This window comes from Gemmiger sp. An120 (genome assembly GCF_002160955.1).
Lineage (GTDB): Bacteria > Bacillota > Clostridia > Oscillospirales > Ruminococcaceae > Gemmiger_A > Gemmiger_A avium.
The window spans coordinates 104404-120003 of record NZ_NFLN01000006.1 but is presented as its reverse complement, the minus strand read 5'-3'; the positions used below and the strand labels follow the sequence as shown (position 1 = coordinate 120003).

15 protein-coding genes and 1 pseudogene are annotated in these 15600 nt (G+C 43.4%); all 16 read right to left on the bottom strand.

The window, feature by feature from the left end; genetic code table 11:
* Positions 1–70: 70 nt before the first annotated feature.
* Positions 71–298, bottom strand: a complete 228-nt coding sequence (locus B5E65_RS07205) for an antitoxin (protein WP_087171099.1) — start codon at positions 296–298, stop codon at positions 71–73.
* A gap of 27 nt (positions 299–325) precedes the next feature.
* Positions 326–607: pseudogene (locus B5E65_RS07200) on the bottom strand (VirD4-like conjugal transfer protein, CD1115 family); the annotation flags it as partial.
* 249 nt (positions 608–856) lie between these two features.
* The gene (locus tag B5E65_RS07195; RefSeq protein WP_087171098.1) at positions 857–1492 is read right to left on the bottom strand and encodes a hypothetical protein; all 636 of its coding nucleotides are present in this window, start codon (positions 1490–1492) and stop codon (positions 857–859) included.
* A gap of 14 nt (positions 1493–1506) precedes the next feature.
* Positions 1507–1725 (bottom strand): acyl carrier protein, encoded by a 219-nt coding sequence (locus B5E65_RS07190; protein ID WP_087171097.1) that lies wholly within the window; start codon positions 1723–1725, stop codon positions 1507–1509.
* Complete coding sequence (locus B5E65_RS07185) at positions 1716–3104, bottom strand: class I adenylate-forming enzyme family protein (protein ID WP_087171096.1); 1389 nt, start codon at positions 3102–3104, stop codon at positions 1716–1718. The genes B5E65_RS07190 and B5E65_RS07185 overlap by 10 nt, the downstream gene beginning before the upstream one ends.
* The gene (locus B5E65_RS07180) at positions 3105–4874 is read right to left on the bottom strand and encodes a vWA domain-containing protein (protein ID WP_087171095.1); all 1770 of its coding nucleotides are present in this window, start codon (positions 4872–4874) and stop codon (positions 3105–3107) included. It abuts the gene before it with no gap.
* A 6-nt stretch (positions 4875–4880) separates the two neighbouring features.
* Complete coding sequence (locus B5E65_RS07175) at positions 4881–6266, bottom strand: radical SAM/SPASM domain-containing protein (protein WP_087171094.1); 1386 nt, start codon at positions 6264–6266, stop codon at positions 4881–4883.
* Complete coding sequence (locus B5E65_RS07170) at positions 6266–7471, bottom strand: radical SAM protein (RefSeq protein ID WP_158098536.1); 1206 nt, start codon at positions 7469–7471, stop codon at positions 6266–6268. The genes B5E65_RS07175 and B5E65_RS07170 overlap by 1 nt, the downstream gene beginning before the upstream one ends.
* 414 nt (positions 7472–7885) lie before the next feature.
* A complete protein-coding gene (locus tag B5E65_RS07160) occupies positions 7886–8434 on the bottom strand; it encodes a GNAT family N-acetyltransferase (protein WP_087171091.1) in 549 nt (182 codons plus the stop codon).
* A 4-nt stretch (positions 8435–8438) separates the two neighbouring features.
* Positions 8439–9617 (bottom strand): HD domain-containing protein, encoded by a 1179-nt coding sequence (locus B5E65_RS07155; RefSeq protein WP_087171090.1) that lies wholly within the window; start codon positions 9615–9617, stop codon positions 8439–8441.
* Between the two features lie 121 nt (positions 9618–9738).
* Positions 9739–11382 (bottom strand): recombinase family protein, encoded by a 1644-nt coding sequence (locus tag B5E65_RS07150; protein ID WP_087171089.1) that lies wholly within the window; start codon positions 11380–11382, stop codon positions 9739–9741.
* Positions 11383–11457: 75 nt separating this feature from the next.
* Positions 11458–11622, bottom strand: a complete 165-nt coding sequence (locus B5E65_RS16325) for a hypothetical protein (protein WP_164475027.1) — start codon at positions 11620–11622, stop codon at positions 11458–11460.
* A 268-nt stretch (positions 11623–11890) separates the two neighbouring features.
* Positions 11891–13219, bottom strand: coding sequence for a virulence-associated E family protein (locus tag B5E65_RS07145; protein WP_481810355.1), 1329 nt, complete (start codon positions 13217–13219; stop codon positions 11891–11893).
* 112 nt (positions 13220–13331) lie between these two features.
* On the bottom strand, positions 13332–14558 hold the full coding sequence (locus tag B5E65_RS07140; protein ID WP_087171087.1) for a plasmid recombination protein: 1227 nt from the start codon (positions 14556–14558) through the stop codon (positions 13332–13334).
* A gap of 425 nt (positions 14559–14983) precedes the next feature.
* Positions 14984–15289: a molecular chaperone gene (locus B5E65_RS07135; RefSeq protein WP_087171086.1), complete on the bottom strand. Its 306-nt coding sequence runs from the start codon at positions 15287–15289 to the stop codon at positions 14984–14986.
* Positions 15273–15566 (bottom strand): hypothetical protein, encoded by a 294-nt coding sequence (locus B5E65_RS07130; RefSeq protein WP_087171085.1) that lies wholly within the window; start codon positions 15564–15566, stop codon positions 15273–15275. The genes B5E65_RS07135 and B5E65_RS07130 overlap by 17 nt, the downstream gene beginning before the upstream one ends.
* Positions 15567–15600 lie beyond the last annotated feature (34 nt).

Below are 15600 nucleotides of genomic sequence, written 5' to 3'. Positions count from 1 at the left end.
TTGTGATGTTGTTTTGATAGAAAAATCGCCGGTCAGATACCGGCGTCACAATCCGCAGACGGCCCGGAGATTAACGGTCGTCCAGCCATTTCAGCACGGCCAGCGAATACATTTCGCCCCATGCTTCACACATCTGGCGGTTTATTTCCAACACCATCTGTTCCGCCTCCTGTTTCGTCGGCGGGGTGTCGTGTTCCGCAATCCATCGGCACATTACCGCAGCGGAAATGATAGCCCGGTAGATTTCTTGCTCTGCTCTGAAATAATCCGCAAATGTCAATTTATCCGAGTATTCCATAGGCCGATACTCCTTTCAGTCCGCCGGTCACTCGTTCACGGCGGCCATATCTTCGTCCGACAGGTCTATGTCGTAGAGGTCAAAGGTTTCCTCCTGCGAAACCACCCGCTGCCGTTTCCGGCGCAGGGCGGTCAAGTACCTGTCCACGTCAAAATAGTTTTTCTTGTCGGCGTCGGAAAGGTATTTATAGCGGGGGTGACGGGTAATGTCGTATTTCTCACTGAAAAATGGCCTGACACCGCGCACCTGCAAAATACACTTGCCTCCGTCCATCGTGGCGATCTCGTCCTGTGACATCAACTCTTTGCCATAATGTCAAGTGATGAATTCAAAATACATAAAAAACAACCCCTTCTCTTAGCCGAGAAGGAGTTGTTACGACTGAATTGATAAATACATATGTAGAATCATTATTGCGCGTACCGCGTACATAGAAATAGTGTCAAAGTTGAAACAAAAACCATATATAGTTGAATTTAACCACAGTGAACTCATAAATTTTTGCGTTTATTAACTTCCAACAACTCATATGGCAATGCAATAATTTATTCGCCACTATCATGCCCGACGAGTTTCATTTTCATCCGTTAACCTTTGTTGGTTACATATTAATTCGCATTTTTTAACCAATTGTTGCAATCGATCTTTTGCAGATGACAGCTTTGTTTGAGCATCGAGTGTGCCCATGAATGATATAGTTTTCGCCGTAAATTCGCGTGTGTCCTCACGCTTGATTTCCTTGTAGCAATCTTTTATTAGATCTTGATATTCTCCGATAATTATATATGTCTCTTTGATTGTTTCAGATATCTCACAGAAATTTTTGCGCTTATCCGAATCTTTACAAATGTAAGGAAAAGTACAAGAAAGGATTTTTTCTCGATAATTTTTCCAGTCCGATGTAAAGATATTCAAATAATTTTCTAAAGCATTATTTTTATCTATAAGTAATGAAAGAAATTCTGTCGTCGAACGGCCTGTCCTATTTATTAAAATAATGTACAACTCATTGGCCGTATCTTTGATGTTCCTAGCGGAATCGCTCACTATCGAAATCCCTAGTTTCCCTTCGTTTATATAATCAGACGCAAATCTCTCTTTTGCGATTTTATAGGCAAATAATCCGCCAACCAACGCCCCGATTACTGTAGAAATAGCAGGAAACAGCAATTCTGTGAACAGAAAACTTTGCATTTAAGCCCTTCCTTTCATTGTATAACTGCAGCATAAAAGTCCTTAACAGTTTTTATATTTTTCAACATAGTTAAATCGATATCAATTTTATAAATTTTCTCTATTTCACAAATTAAAATCATCATGTCCAAGGAAGAAAGGCCCAAATCCGTTAGGAGTGTTTCATCTGTTACGCTATTCCTATAATCGGGTATGAATCGTTCAATTACTTTAATTAAGTCCTTCAGTTCCATACATTTCTCTTCACCTTTCCAGTATTAGTTTTTGGTAACGGCTTTTGTGTAAATTCAATGCTAAAAAAAGGCTGATAGGTTGGGATGCTCAGAATATATTTTTTTATCTCTTCCTGTCTCGCTATCTCTGGAACATAAACTAAGGAGCATAGTCGTAATCCGCTGCTTGTCTTCCTTGCAAAAACTATGACCTCTTGCACTCCAGGGTGCTTTAAAATAACTTCTTCTAATTTTTCGGGCAAACATTTGGTTCCATCTTCGAATACAATTATATTATTTTTTCTTCCACTGACATAGAGGAATCCATCTTCATCCCAATATCCAAGATCGCCAGTATGGTATTCTCCGTCTACAATTACTTGCGCAGTTAACTCTGGATCACCATAGTACCCAAGCATTACATTATCTCCGCGGATTATAATTTCACCATCCTCAGCGATGCGGACTTTATTGCAATTTAACGGAATTCCAGCACTACCTGCTTTATAATAGTTATCCCTGTTAACGCTAATACAAGGTGAACATTCGCTTACACCATAGCAGCCTAACGCTTTAATATTCCATTGCAGTAAAGCTTTTGTTGTTTCTGCCCGAAGGCCTGCTCCTCCACATAATAGTTTGCGGAGTTGTCCGCCAGTAAATATATCTAGATTTTTCGTTCGTCTAGCTAGAGTCAAAAACGCTTCTGCTACAGCGGGAGGCACATTCATCATCGTCGGTCTGAAAGATGCCATTTGGGATAGCGCCTGCGCTTTGCTGTCCGGTATGCAGATTGCACTTCCAGACAACAACGGAGCCAGCAAATCACACACTAGACCGAAAGCATGATAATAAGGAATTAATTGGAGCAACCGATCCTCACAGGAAAAACGATATTTTTCCAAACCACTCATAACATTGCAACAAAGATTTTTTTGCGATAACATGATTCCTTTTGATGCACTAGTGGTACCAGAACTGTAAATAATAGTACAAACCGTTTCTGAGTTTTGAGGGGGTACGCTATTGTAGGAAATGGGAGGGATATCCAGATGTTTGAGAATGTCCGTATCGGTCAGAGTATATTCAATGGGAGGAAGTACTGCGCCAGATGGGCAATGTTCCATATCTATCAGTACTGCAATATTCCCTGTAATTACAGTTGCAAAATAAGCCGCTGCAAATAAAAAAGGATCTTCTGCATGAATTAGAATAAAACGGCCCTGATCGTGTATCAGAGAACCTGCAACACACAGCACTGCTCTCTCAAACTGATGATATGTAATCTTTTCTTGTGTTCTACAAAAAGCAGCCTGCGTGCCATAAAGTTCAACGCTAGTTTGCAGCAATGCAAGCAGATTCAAAACTTTGCGTACAGGGTAATCCGGATAATTTTCCATCTACAGCAACTCCCTCCAAATTGATGGAATAACAACGCAAGCCCTATTTTCTAAAACAGTTTTCAGAACACTATCTGAGATTTTCACAACATCGCATACCGAATTGGCGCAAATCACCAACTTATCTCCATATTCAGATTTCAGAATCGTGTTCATTGCGGTCATGCATTTCCCATCGCACGTTTTTTCATGAGACTGCGGACAGGCTCCATCATAGTTTTCTACAAGTCCAACTAAAGTATGAATCTGGACAGATTCATAAGGGCTAATACACATACCTCCACCCGGCATATTGCACAATATAAAACAAATATCATTTTTGACATATTCTTCCCGAAGAAATGCATCTATTAGGTCTTTTCCAAAGCCTGGTTCATTTCCTGTCAGATAGTCATTTTTTACAGTCTGGATATGTCTTTTCGTTAGCCTCTCTCCGAAAGCTATCGAAACTTGAAAATAATTCTTGAAAAAAGACTCTGTGTCAATATCATTAACCACTAAACAATCAAGATACTTTGCTTTGATACATTCCTTCAAACAATTCCAAAGATTTACAAATGCGAAGTGCTGGCTTTGTGTTAGAGGCGGAACGGAAAAATACACTTTACGCCCAGTACTGCTCAGTGTATTAAGAAGAGACTTCATATGATTTATATAAATGTGGCTTAATAGATTGGCACAGTTTGATACGCCAATGAGGTACCCTTCTACCTTCATGGGAATTCTGCCAAAAAATGTTTTCAGTTTTTCTTCCAATACAGGTAGATCCGGCACCTGGTCTCCCTGGAACAGATACTGATTGCGTAAATCCAATATCACTCGAACATAGGAGGGGAATTCACTCGATTTTATTCCTTGGTAAATCTTTTCCTTTGTTGCTCTGATACGCTCCAATGAAAAACCGTTGAAATACTCTGTATGCCAAGCTAGTCTGGACCATAGCATATAATTTTCGATGTTTTGCTTGATGTACGAATCCTCCTCACAAAACAGATAGCTATCCAGGCAATCTTTTATATATTTCAGAGACGCATTGCGGGAACTGATTTTGAATAAGTGCACATTAGACACATCCAGCAGCCCGGTATGAATTTCAAAAGGCATGAGACTTTGCAGCGCATACAGATATTCCGGACTATGCTGAAATTTTTCTTGATAATAAGCACGATGGCAATTCTTCAAAGTTGTGCATCCACCACAAACGTGTGAACATCCGTTATTAAGCAGAAGGACTACATCAGCGTGCAAATGCTGCTTGATAAATGAAAAAAGGGATGTATTTCGGATATTCTGACGCCCTAATACGATCTCATCATACCGGTGAGTCAAGGCTGCAAACTCTTTTTCCGTATGGATATGATTTTTAAAACTATAGACAATCCTTTGTGTTGGGAAAAAGGATTTTACATCATTATAAATATCATCCGTTATTCCAACCAAATCAACATTGACTCCGTGATCATATAACATCCGAGCAGATCTTTTGACGTCATCACGGCTTACCCTTCCATTATTTAGTACCAGTTCCATCTTGATGTTATGGGAACGAATACAACCCAGAAGCTGCCAGAATCGATCTACAAGTTTAGGGTCATGCATTTGTTTTATAACCTGTGTCCTTGCATGGAATTTATCACCCATTGGCAGCGAAAAATAAAAATTATTAATATAATCCGAATATTTGTCCAAGAATGCATTAAATTCTTTTAAACTAGTGTCCAAGGTCAACCCAATGGAAAATCGTTTATAAAAAAAGGATTGATCTAACACATCCAATTACCTCCTTTGTATGTGAAGGCCTGACATTCTTTCAACTAACTCAGGCTCTGTGAGAATCAATTCAATCAGACGGGGATACAAACTCCGGTTCAACGCGCACTCGATGTGATCGATCTGGAAAGGTTCTTTGCCATATGCTAAGCAATTCGCTTTACATCCTCCCCGACAAAAATACAGGTACGGACAATCAGAACACGTTTCTGTTTTTTTCGGAGCATAATAATGATTATGCTCCTGGGCGCTATGAATCAGATCCAGAAGATTATCCCCCTGATTCTCGATATTTCCAAGGCAAAATTCAGGTCGCCCAATCATCTCACAAGGGTAAATATTTCCTTTCTGATCAAAGGAAATAAAGGAAATGCCTCCGCGGCACCCCATTGAATTGCAAATGTTGTTATTCGAACGATCAAGAAGGTTTCTCAGTTTATCAGTAATATTTGCTTCTCGGAAATTTCGGCCACATCGAGTTTGTTGAACCACTGCGTTGAATAGCTTATCCACGTATTTTTCTAATGATTTTTCCGAAATTAACATTGAATAATCGAATGATTTTGTACCACTAGGATGGACCAAATTAAACTTAATACTGTGTAATCCAATTTCATTAACTAAATAGTCTATATTTTCTTCAACATGATCAAAAGAATAGACAGAGTTAACGCTCAATGTCCCAATATTTGCATCAGGATATTTTGCAAGTATTTCCCTTATATTTTTGACAACTCTGCTATGCGTAGTATTTCCAGAAGTGTCTAACCGGTGAGCATCATGCACAGCTTCAATTCCATCTAGACTCACACCAATGGCAATATGAGACTTTCGCAATTTCTCATAATTTGTTAGATTAAGTAGCAAACCGTTCGTTTGAATATTAAAATCAGCTCGGATTTGAGCTTTTTCAAACATTTGCTTACACTTTAATATTTGATCCAGCATAATTAGTGGTTCCCCACCCCATGGCTGAAAAGAAATATGATAAATATTGTTTTGCTTACAGTATGTAATTATATACTGAGTAATCTGTTTCAACATATCATCGGAAATATCATTTCCAACTCCCTCAAAATGGCGTAGGCAGTAGATGCAATTACAGTTGCATTTGGTTGTAAAATCGATCATGAATAATGTGGGTCGTATATCATGGCAGAAATTTGAAAAACGTTCCTGTCCGTATACTAATCCAAATCCACGTTGATAAAGTTTAAACGCCAGATCTTCCGACAATTTTTTGTTTTCAATGGACTGCACGAGACTATTCTGTAATATTATTGATGAACCATTTTGGGACAACAAAAAAGACCATTTGTCTGTAAAAAAACAATGAGCACCACAAAATGAAAATTCGTTCCATTCAAAAGGCAAAAGATATTGGTAATCCATTATTCAATCACTCCCTTTCTCATCCATTCGTCCACTACTGTCACTCCGTTTAAGCCAAATTCATTTAAGCACAAAATTAATTCATCGAGAGAAACACCATAAAACAGCATTTTCTGCAAATGGAGAATTTCCTTTGTCTTTAGTCGAATTTGGATAGTTTCTCCTGATAGATAATTTGTTATCGTGTAGCCGTTTCGACGTAGTTCATGGTTTAAATACGGAGAAAACACCATCTTTTCTATAGCTTGTTCTGTATAAAACTTGAAACTTCTCTGAAAATGATTTATTTCAGCTTCCTCTTTTGGAACGGACACAATATTATTACCAAATATGTCAAAATCGCTAAAATAGGCGCCCATACAACTATTATAAAAGGGACACTTTTGGCAGTGTATAGAAAGCGGTCCTGAATTCGCCTCCATGATTTCACCGCCTTTTTTGTGATCAACATAAGAATCTGCTTTGGGTGAAGTAAAATATTTCCAATAATAGCAATCACACATACATAGAGGAAGATTGTTGATTGAAAGAATTTGATCTTTTGCTCTTCCCGATGACTCAAACACATCGATGGCCTCTTCAATGTAAGGTTTCACCAATTGAAAATCAACAAAATTTGCCTGCGCAAATTTTCTCTCTAAGCCATTTAAATCAATTCCCCAGAGCTGGATTTCTGCCTGGGAAGAAAAAGCCCCTATTACAAACTGAATATATTGGGGAAGTTGGCGATAATTATTTGCTGTAATGCAATGTTTTACCGAAATCTGAACACCATTTCTATCTAAATACTGGAGGCCCTGCAGACTTCGCAAAAAACTTCCCTGTGAACCATTTTGATACTCGTGTTCTGCTGCATTCCAACTGTGAAATGTAGTAGTAACTGTTAATACACCATTTTTTTGCAATTCTAAGAATTCATTTGCATATGATTTATCTGAAAAACGCTCTCCGTTAGAAAGGATATGCACATTGATTCCTTTCGTGTGAAAGTATGTAATTAATTGAAACAGGTCTTGATGAATTGTCGGCTCTCCTCCAGACAACGTTACATCGCGTACGCCGTATGATACTATCTGATCAGCTTCCTTCAGAAGGCGATCCAAAGGAATAAATTTTTCACGATCATTTTTATGTATTAGGGGGCAACACCTACATTTTTCATTACAGGCATACCCCAAAGCAAGATAAGCATTATTTGCCCCCACTGCTAATCTCCTCCTAATAATAAATAGTGAGCGACCCGTCGAATGGAGTCCCCATCCGACGGGTCGCTCCGTCAATTAAATTGTATCACTTTCCGCCAGAATTGCTCCAGCCTCCGCTGTCTCGCCAACTCGCAGTAGAGTTGCTCCAACCTCCGCTATCTCGCCAGCTTGAGGTAGAGTTGCTCCATTGTCCGTAGCCGCCATCTTTCCAGCTAGCGGTAGAGTTGCTCCAGCCTCCGCTATCTTTCCAACTTGCAGTAGAATTGCTCCATCTCCCGTAGCCTTCATCCTTCCAGGATGCAAAGAACATAGGCGCACGGCTGATAGGGGCTTCACCGGCAGGGCAAAGAGCGGGTGCCTTAAAGACATCGAACTTTTTCATTCAAATTACCTCCTTCCAATATAGATTATGGTTTATACGCCATTATTAAAAAAGTTCATTTGCTTAATAATGGCGTGAAACCGCTCCCTTGTGACTGCATAAATCAATACATTCTCAAACTCGCCGTTATAAAATCTATACTCTTGCAATGTTCCTTCTAGACAAAACCCAAAAGATTCTACGCATTGGCGAGAATGAACATTATGTTCATAAATGTGGATATAAACCTTTCGCAAATTATAGTGTGCAAAAAGATAATTTAAAAACTTGATTGAAATAATTCCCCCTACGCCTGTCATTTGAAATTCTGGCTTTACAGCCACTGTAAATTGACAATGGCCATTGAGCTCTTGAAACTCGTAAGAATACGCAAAACCAACGAATTGCTCTTCAGACGTAGTGAATATCATAAAGTCATGATAGTCTGTTTCTAAGTGTCGATCAAACCACTTGGAAAATACTGTCATGCTATTGTGATCCGGTTTATTGATGATCATAGGATTAACAGACATGTGTGTGAAAAGCCTATATACTTCTCCATAATCTGCACCAGCAACATAGTTGCGCATATTTAATTCCATTATTTTACTCCTCGCTCACTAATTTCAAGATCATATTTGCATCAATGAATGTGTAAATGTTTAACTCAAGAGAAAATAAAATCAACTTTTTCGATTCTTCTTCTCGCAAAAATTCAGGATTATATTCACCAAAGCCCAAGCGAAGATAGTCTAAAGTATCAACATCTTTTAAGTTACGTAATGTTTTATCTTGAGAAAATATCTCTGGTGCATCATGAAAACGAATGGCATGAATTAATTTTCCCCAGTGAATGCGTTCATTAGAATTAATGTATTGAACAACTATATCGGCACCAATCTGACCGTGTGAACGGCCATTATCGTAATAGCTTCGCCCGATGTCATGATAAAGTGCAGCTAACACAAGCGTCTTGGTATCAATTTCATCTAGCCTTTGAAACGAAGCCAAGACAAACGCCATAAGTGCGCATTTATAGCTGTGTGAAATACCATGAATCACATTAGCCTGAAACACCTTGGGGTTTGCCTGTCTTATATTCGCACAGAACCAATCCCACCATGGACTAGATTTTGCTATTTTAATACATTCACAGTAATCTCGTTGTCCAGTTTCAGGGATATTCTTAGCTTTCATCATACGCATCGATAGTAGCGGAACAAGCTCTTCAAGCCCGCTGTTTTTAGCATAGAAGCACGGTCGATATGCTATAAGAGGGTGCTCACTCCACACTTGAACTTCAATATAATTTTCCGGTCCATGCTCTGCAAGGGGGTTCCATTGTTGGGGATAGCCATATTTTTGTATTATACCCTGTATTTCTTTCAACGTGTAGATATTGCGACGATATTCTTTACCATCATAAAATCTGTCCATAAATGTTGGTATGGAATCACCATATGTAAAAGACAAGGTTTTCTCATCAAATTCCTTAAGATCGAATACAACACTACCAAAAAAATGTTTCTTCTTAAAAAACCATTCATTGCAACAACCTAGAGTTAAATAATACGGATGTCTTTTTTCGGGACAGCCTCCTTTGGCCTTGAATAGATCGTACATCTTTTTCTCTGTTTCAATTCGACGTCTTATATATTGGCTATCATAGTTTTTTGGAAGTATGTCCCGAAATTTTTCGATATCATATGAAGAATTAATATTTAAATCTGAGACACCTGCAAAAATGTCTTTTCTTGGCATAAAATATCTATATAACTTTATCATATTAATATTCCTTATTTAGCGCTAATTCAAATGTCCTATTTTCCAATGCACAACAATATAGCAACTCTATTACATCTGCTGTAATAATTAATGTTACTGAGTCTAGTCTTAATCAAAACAATTATATATCGATTTGTCCGACAAAATTATAAACGATCCTGACTTCCTGAATCTTCTGGCCGTCTATCTTTTTGACTTCACCCACCAGAATCCGGCTGATCAGGCGATTCAACACCGTTTCATCCAACTCCTGAATGGTGGCATACTGTCGAATCTCCCGGATAAAGGTGCAGACTTCACTTTCTTGAGCATCGGACTGCTGAATCATTCGCAACAGCTCCTGCAAACGGCGCTGATTTTCTTCCTGCTCCTGCTCCATAGCGGCGGTCAGCTTCATAAACCGCTGCTCAGAGATCACGCCTTTGGCCTTGTCGGTATAAAGGCTCAGGAACATATCGTCAATTTCTCGGTTTCTGGCTTCCAGGCGTTCACGCTCTTTCTGCATCTCGGAAGCATCCGCCATATACCGGCGCTCCATCCGTCTGCTCAACCGCTGATAAAAGGCATCTGCATCTTTGAGTGCCATCGCTGCCAGTTCCTGAATATCTTTCAGGACGAGATTATATAAATCCCTGGCTTCGATTTTGTGACTGGTGCAGGCATTTTTGCCCAACCGGTTGTAGGTCTGGCAGATATAATACGCCTTGTCAATCGGTTCCCGCATCTCGCCGGTAAAGCGGTTTTTGCCAGTTCTGCCAACCTTCTCATACCGCACCTGCATAGATTTCCCACAGGTGGCGCAGTAGATAATGCCATGGAACAAGTTGTAGAAGGGGCAGGCATTTCCTTTCATAATAGGTGGCCTGCGATCTACGATTGCCTGCACCTGTTCCCATTCCTCCGGTGTCACAATCGCTTCATGGCAGCCCTCAATGATTTCCCAGTCCTCACGGGGAATGATGTCATAGGTGTTGGAGCGAATCCCTTTCTGGTGTGTCCGGCAAACCAGATGAGCGCCCTTATAAAAAGGGTTACGCAGGATATGGCTGATTCTTGCGCCGCCCCACGCATAGTAGTTGACATCACAGGCGGTATTTCCTTTTACTCTGGTGATAGGAACCTTGTCCTCCATCAGCTGCTTGGCAATCCGCATACAGCCCCAGCCATCCAGTGCCAGGTCATAGATTTTGCGAATCACCGGCGCAGTCTCCGGGTCAAGGATCAAATGCCCCCGATCCTCCGGGTCACGCATCAGCCCCAGGGGAGGCTGTCCGCCACAGAACTTTCCCTGCCGGGAACGGGTGATACGCCCCGCCAGCACTTTCTTGGAAATATCCCGGCTATACATATCATTCAGGATATTCTTGAAGGGCGTGATGTCCATTTCCTGACGGGTCAAACTGTCCACACCATCAGTAATGGCGATATAACGGACATTGTGTTTGGGGAAGAAGATTTCAATATAGCTGCCGGCTTCGATATAATTTCTTCCCAGTCTGGACAGGTCTTTGGTAATGACACAACCGATTTTACCGGCCTCAATATCGGCAATCATACGCTGAAAAGCTGGGCGATTAAAATTACGGCCTGTGTAACCGTCGTCCACATAATACTCATACTGGAACATCCCGTTTTTTTCGGCAAAGTCCCGAAGCATGATTTTTTGATTGCTGATACTCATACTCTCGTTATCGCCGCCATCGTCCAGAGAAATACGGCAATAGAGGGCTGTGATTTTCTGATTGACTTGTTTTTTCCTGCTCATAGTGTTCTCCTTCTATGAACAGGGACACGATATACATATTATACCATGCCCCTGTTTTTTCTTCAACCAAATCCCTCAGCTTGCCTTGCGTTCCAGCCATTCTTCAAAGTGTTCGCAGGTTTGCCGTTCAATGAGCTGTTCAAAGGCTTCCTGCATGGTTTTATCACCTGAAAACTCCCGTATCACGATAAATTTTACTTTTTTGCTCTGCTTGTTTTCTTGCTTTTGGGCTTTCTCCATAGGCTACCTCCATAGATCAGAAAAGCCAGACAAAGGGCATCGGCAACGAAGTCCGGCAACGGACTCCGAAAAACCTGTAACCTATCGTCTGGCCATCGTTTCTTACTTTTCAAATTTTCTTGTGAAATCTCGTTGCTTTCGTTGTCAGAGAACAGTTACCCACCAAAAAGCCTTGCTTTAACAGGCATTCACCGTGTCTATACCCCCATTTTTACGGCAACAAAGTCAGCAACCAGCCGACAACCAACCGGGCAACAAGCCCCGTAAATCAGGTAATCCACTCCTTTGGCAGCTCCAACTGACGGACTTCTTCCTCGCTCAGCTCCACAAACCCACCTTCGTTGCCGGGCAGTTCGTTGCCGAAACTCTCTCGTTCCCAGCCACGCTGCCGCCCATATCCAGCAAACATCCTGGGATTGGAGAAAGGCTTCCAGCCCGTCACCACCGTGTTCATGATCTCGTTGATGTTGTGCAGCTGCCAGCGCTTTGGCTCCTCAAAGGCGTGTCCCAACGCTTCCTTGAACAGCTGCTTGGAGCAGACCACATTGCCGGTGTAGTGTTCCAGAAACCCCTGAATCTGCCCGGCTTCGGTATCCTCCGGCATGAAGTCCTTTTGAACCTCCACCAGCTGCTTCTGAATCTCCTTTGAAAACTTCATGGAATACTCTCCGCAGCGGTAAATGGTCATAGCCTCCGCCCACACCTGCAACAGATATTCTCTGGAAGCGGCTTCGTCCTCCAAAATGTGAACCTCCGCTTTCTCCGGGTAAATCATCACCGGCAGGAACCGGCGATTTCCAGCCCGGTCAAGGGGTAGGAAATCCAGTGTGTTGGAGGAACCACCAAACACACACTGCCGCAGACGGTCTTTGGGCTGGGTCTCGTAGGGGGTGCGGTAGGTTTCCTTTTGGCGGCTGATAAAGGAGCGGATCTCCTCGATGCTCTTGGCGTTACTGGTGGCCAGCATCTCCGACATCTCGATGATCCAGTGGCCTTGCAGCTTGGCAAACACCTTGTCGTCATCCAGCTTTTTCAGGTCATCAGAGAACCACTCGTCCTGTATAGCCAGGAAGCGAAAGAAGGTGGACTTTCCGGCTCCCTGGCCGCCCACCAGACAGAGCAGTTCCTCATACTTGGAACCTGGATGGAACACCCGGCGGATGGCTCCCAGCAGGAAGTGTTTGAGCATTTCTTCCACATAGTTGCTCTCGTCTGCCCCCAGAAAATGATGCAGGCAGGAGCGTATCCGGGGTATGTCGTCCCAAACCAGGCTATTCAGCACATCCTGGATAGGGTGATAGCAGTTTTCGTTTGCCACGATGGAGAGCGCCGCCATCAGCTTCTTTTCACTGGTCAAACCATAGTTCTGCTCAAAATAAAGGAGCAGATATTTGACATCGGTATCGGTCAAGGCGCTGGTGCTTCTGCGCCAGCCCAGATCCCGCACAATATCCACACGGTCGGTCAGCAGATTTAGCCGGATTGCGCCCCGCAAAAGAGGATCTTCGCAAAACACCGTACGGCAATTTCCAATGGTGTTGGCCGGTTGTCCTTTTTCTGTCGTGGAAAGACTTTCCCGCACTTCATCAACGGTCAATTTATCACTTTCAGCCTGCCGGGGAGCAGGCACTAAACTCTGCGATTCGCTGTTCAATGTTTCTCACCTCCTCAAGGGAAAGGCGCCTAATTTGTTTGCAAAATCAGATGCCTTACCGCTCCATATTCTGTTTTCGCTGTTGCTTTTTCCGGTTTTCCTCCCGCTGCGAGTTGTCCTGCTTTGCTTTGTGCAGAAAATCCAAGATGGATTCTTTTGCTTTTTCCTGAATCTGCTGTTTACCAGCCTGCTTGACCTCCGGCTGCATCAGCTTCTTCTGGATTTTTGTCAGCGCAGACTGCATGGCATTTTTGATTTTGGAGATTACTCCATCCAGCCGGGCAGCGGCATACTCACGCTCTTTTTGCGGTGCTTTCCGTTCCGGCGAGAGTACCCAGGTTTTCGTTTCTTCCACCAACCGGATGTCCTCCTTATGGGTTTCCAGCCGGACAGTATCGGTGACAACCTCCACCGCCTTGTCATAGGCAATATCCGAAACCTCCTCCACCAGTGTTTCCACATCTTCAATTTTTAGGGTCAGCTCCTCCAGCTTTTGTTCCTGCGCCGCCAACTGCTCCTTTTGCTTCATCAGGATATAGTCCTGTTTCTCCAGATACGCCCGCCCACCATAGGACGGCTCCTGCTCCAAATGCACCCCATGTTTGCGGCTGATGTCAAAGAGCAGCGTCCGGCATACTGCATCAAAAGTCTGTTTTCGATTGTTGTGTTTGCCCTTGGGCTTACTCGGATCAGGCAATTCAAACCCCAGTTCCTCCAGCGCCTTTTCCTGTTGGGGACACAGCTCTCCATACCGGTTTTTGCAGTCAAACACATGGCGCTCATGGATGTGGGGTGTACCCTCATCCAGATGCAGCGCCCAGTCCAGAATGTGGATATGGGAACCAAAGCGCCGTTCAAACTCCTCGTAAAATTCGCTGACAATGAGTGCCAGCGTACCAGGTGGAACGGATTCTTCCATGGTGCCAATCTGGTAAATACTTTCCTCAGGGCAGGTCTTGTTGTTTTTCAAAAGATCTTCCACCGTGCGGTTGCGCTCGGTATGTCGTGTTTTCTCGTTCCGGGCATTTTGGGCATCCACATGGTCGGAATAATGCTCGTAGTAATACATCCGCTCAATTTCTTCAAAGCTGAAATCCGGCTGTTCCGGGTTCTCCCGAAGTTCTGGGGTAGTGAAACCACGGTAGCAGTCCCAGTACACATTTTTCTTGGCTCGCTGGGCATCAATGTGTTCGCTGTTTTCCACATCAAACCGGCGGTCATTGTGCCGGGGATTATAGGTGCCATGCTTGCCGGATCGTCCGTTGTGCCGTGTCAGTTTCAAATTCCATCCCTCCAATCTCTGCTGATTTTTCCCGAAGGGGGAGCAGCGGCGAAGCCGCCAAACCTGCGGATTTCTGCGTCAGGTAATACCCAGTACGAATTGACGCAAGGCATCAACTCTCCCTGGGCAAGGCGTTTCACCCTTGACCCGATGGGGCGGCTGCCCTCAACCCGCCAATGGGTCTTGCCCCTTGGCCCAAACAGGGCGCTGCACCCCTGTACCCAGCACAAAGGGCTTGCCGCCCTCTGTACTCCTGCCCGGAGAAGCCGACTTCCACCGCTTGTGCGGTTTCTGTCAGCTCCTCTGGCTCTGAATGATCCTTTTGTCGCATTTCCCGGCATGGGGGATACTGGGGTATCACGATACCAATTCACCGCAAAAATACCGGGTGTAGACCCGTCATTTTCCTGTGAATTGACCCGATTTCAGGCGCTCTCCTTGTCCGTCCGCAAGACCTGAAATCCGTGCTGTTTGGCGTATTCTCTGGCAGCGGCCAGTCGCTCCTCACTGTACGGCGGCACCAGACGGATGGACAGGCGGGACTTGTCCATCACATAGGTCACGCTGCCCTCAGTAGTGCTGCGCTCCAACTGGCACAGCTGGGGATACTTGCGGCTGAACTCGGCCAGCCTGCGCTTCAGATCGGCGTTGAAGGTGTAGATACTGGCGGTGTCCTCCGCCTCGTTCCAGTTGATAATGGTTTCTTTCTCATACTTAGACAGCTTCGTCATACAGATCCTCCTCATACTCGGTGTTTTCCTTTACCAAACGCAGGCGGCGCTTGGCACGGTAATACTCGTCCATCTCAGCACGGAGCTGATGATAAAAGTCGGTGTACCAGCGTTCTGCCATCTCCGTTTCCATCTTCCGGGCCAGCTCCAGCATCCGGTGCTTGGCCTGCGGGTCAACGGTCAGGGCGGTGAGCCATTTGAGCCTTGTCACCGTGTTGTGGTGGTTGGGACAGGCAAAGTCGTACAGTACTTTCTTTTCTCGGATACTCAACCTCATAAAAATCAACCTCCTAAAAGTTTATTTTCCATGT

Bases quoted from the DNA above. Each gene is read 5' to 3' on its own strand.
- B5E65_RS07205 (WP_087171099.1), bottom strand. From the start codon at position 298: ATGGAATACTCGGATAAATTGACATTTGCGGATTATTTCAGAGCAGAG.
- B5E65_RS07195 (WP_087171098.1), bottom strand. From the start codon at position 1,492: ATGCAAAGTTTTCTGTTCACAGAATTGCTGTTTCCTGCTATTTCTACA.
- B5E65_RS07190 (WP_087171097.1), bottom strand. From the start codon at position 1,725: ATGGAACTGAAGGACTTAATTAAAGTAATTGAACGATTCATACCCGAT.
- B5E65_RS07185 (WP_087171096.1), bottom strand. From the start codon at position 3,104: ATGGAAAATTATCCGGATTACCCTGTACGCAAAGTTTTGAATCTGCTT.
- B5E65_RS07175 (WP_087171094.1), bottom strand. From the start codon at position 6,266: ATGGATTACCAATATCTTTTGCCTTTTGAATGGAACGAATTTTCATTT.
- B5E65_RS07160 (WP_087171091.1), bottom strand. From the start codon at position 8,434: ATGGAATTAAATATGCGCAACTATGTTGCTGGTGCAGATTATGGAGAA.
- B5E65_RS07155 (WP_087171090.1), bottom strand. From the start codon at position 9,617: ATGATAAAGTTATATAGATATTTTATGCCAAGAAAAGACATTTTTGCA.
- B5E65_RS07150 (WP_087171089.1), bottom strand. From the start codon at position 11,382: ATGAGCAGGAAAAAACAAGTCAATCAGAAAATCACAGCCCTCTATTGC.
- B5E65_RS16325 (WP_164475027.1), bottom strand. From the start codon at position 11,622: ATGGAGAAAGCCCAAAAGCAAGAAAACAAGCAGAGCAAAAAAGTAAAA.
- B5E65_RS07135 (WP_087171086.1), bottom strand. From the start codon at position 15,289: ATGACGAAGCTGTCTAAGTATGAGAAAGAAACCATTATCAACTGGAAC.
- B5E65_RS07130 (WP_087171085.1), bottom strand. From the start codon at position 15,566: ATGAGGTTGAGTATCCGAGAAAAGAAAGTACTGTACGACTTTGCCTGT.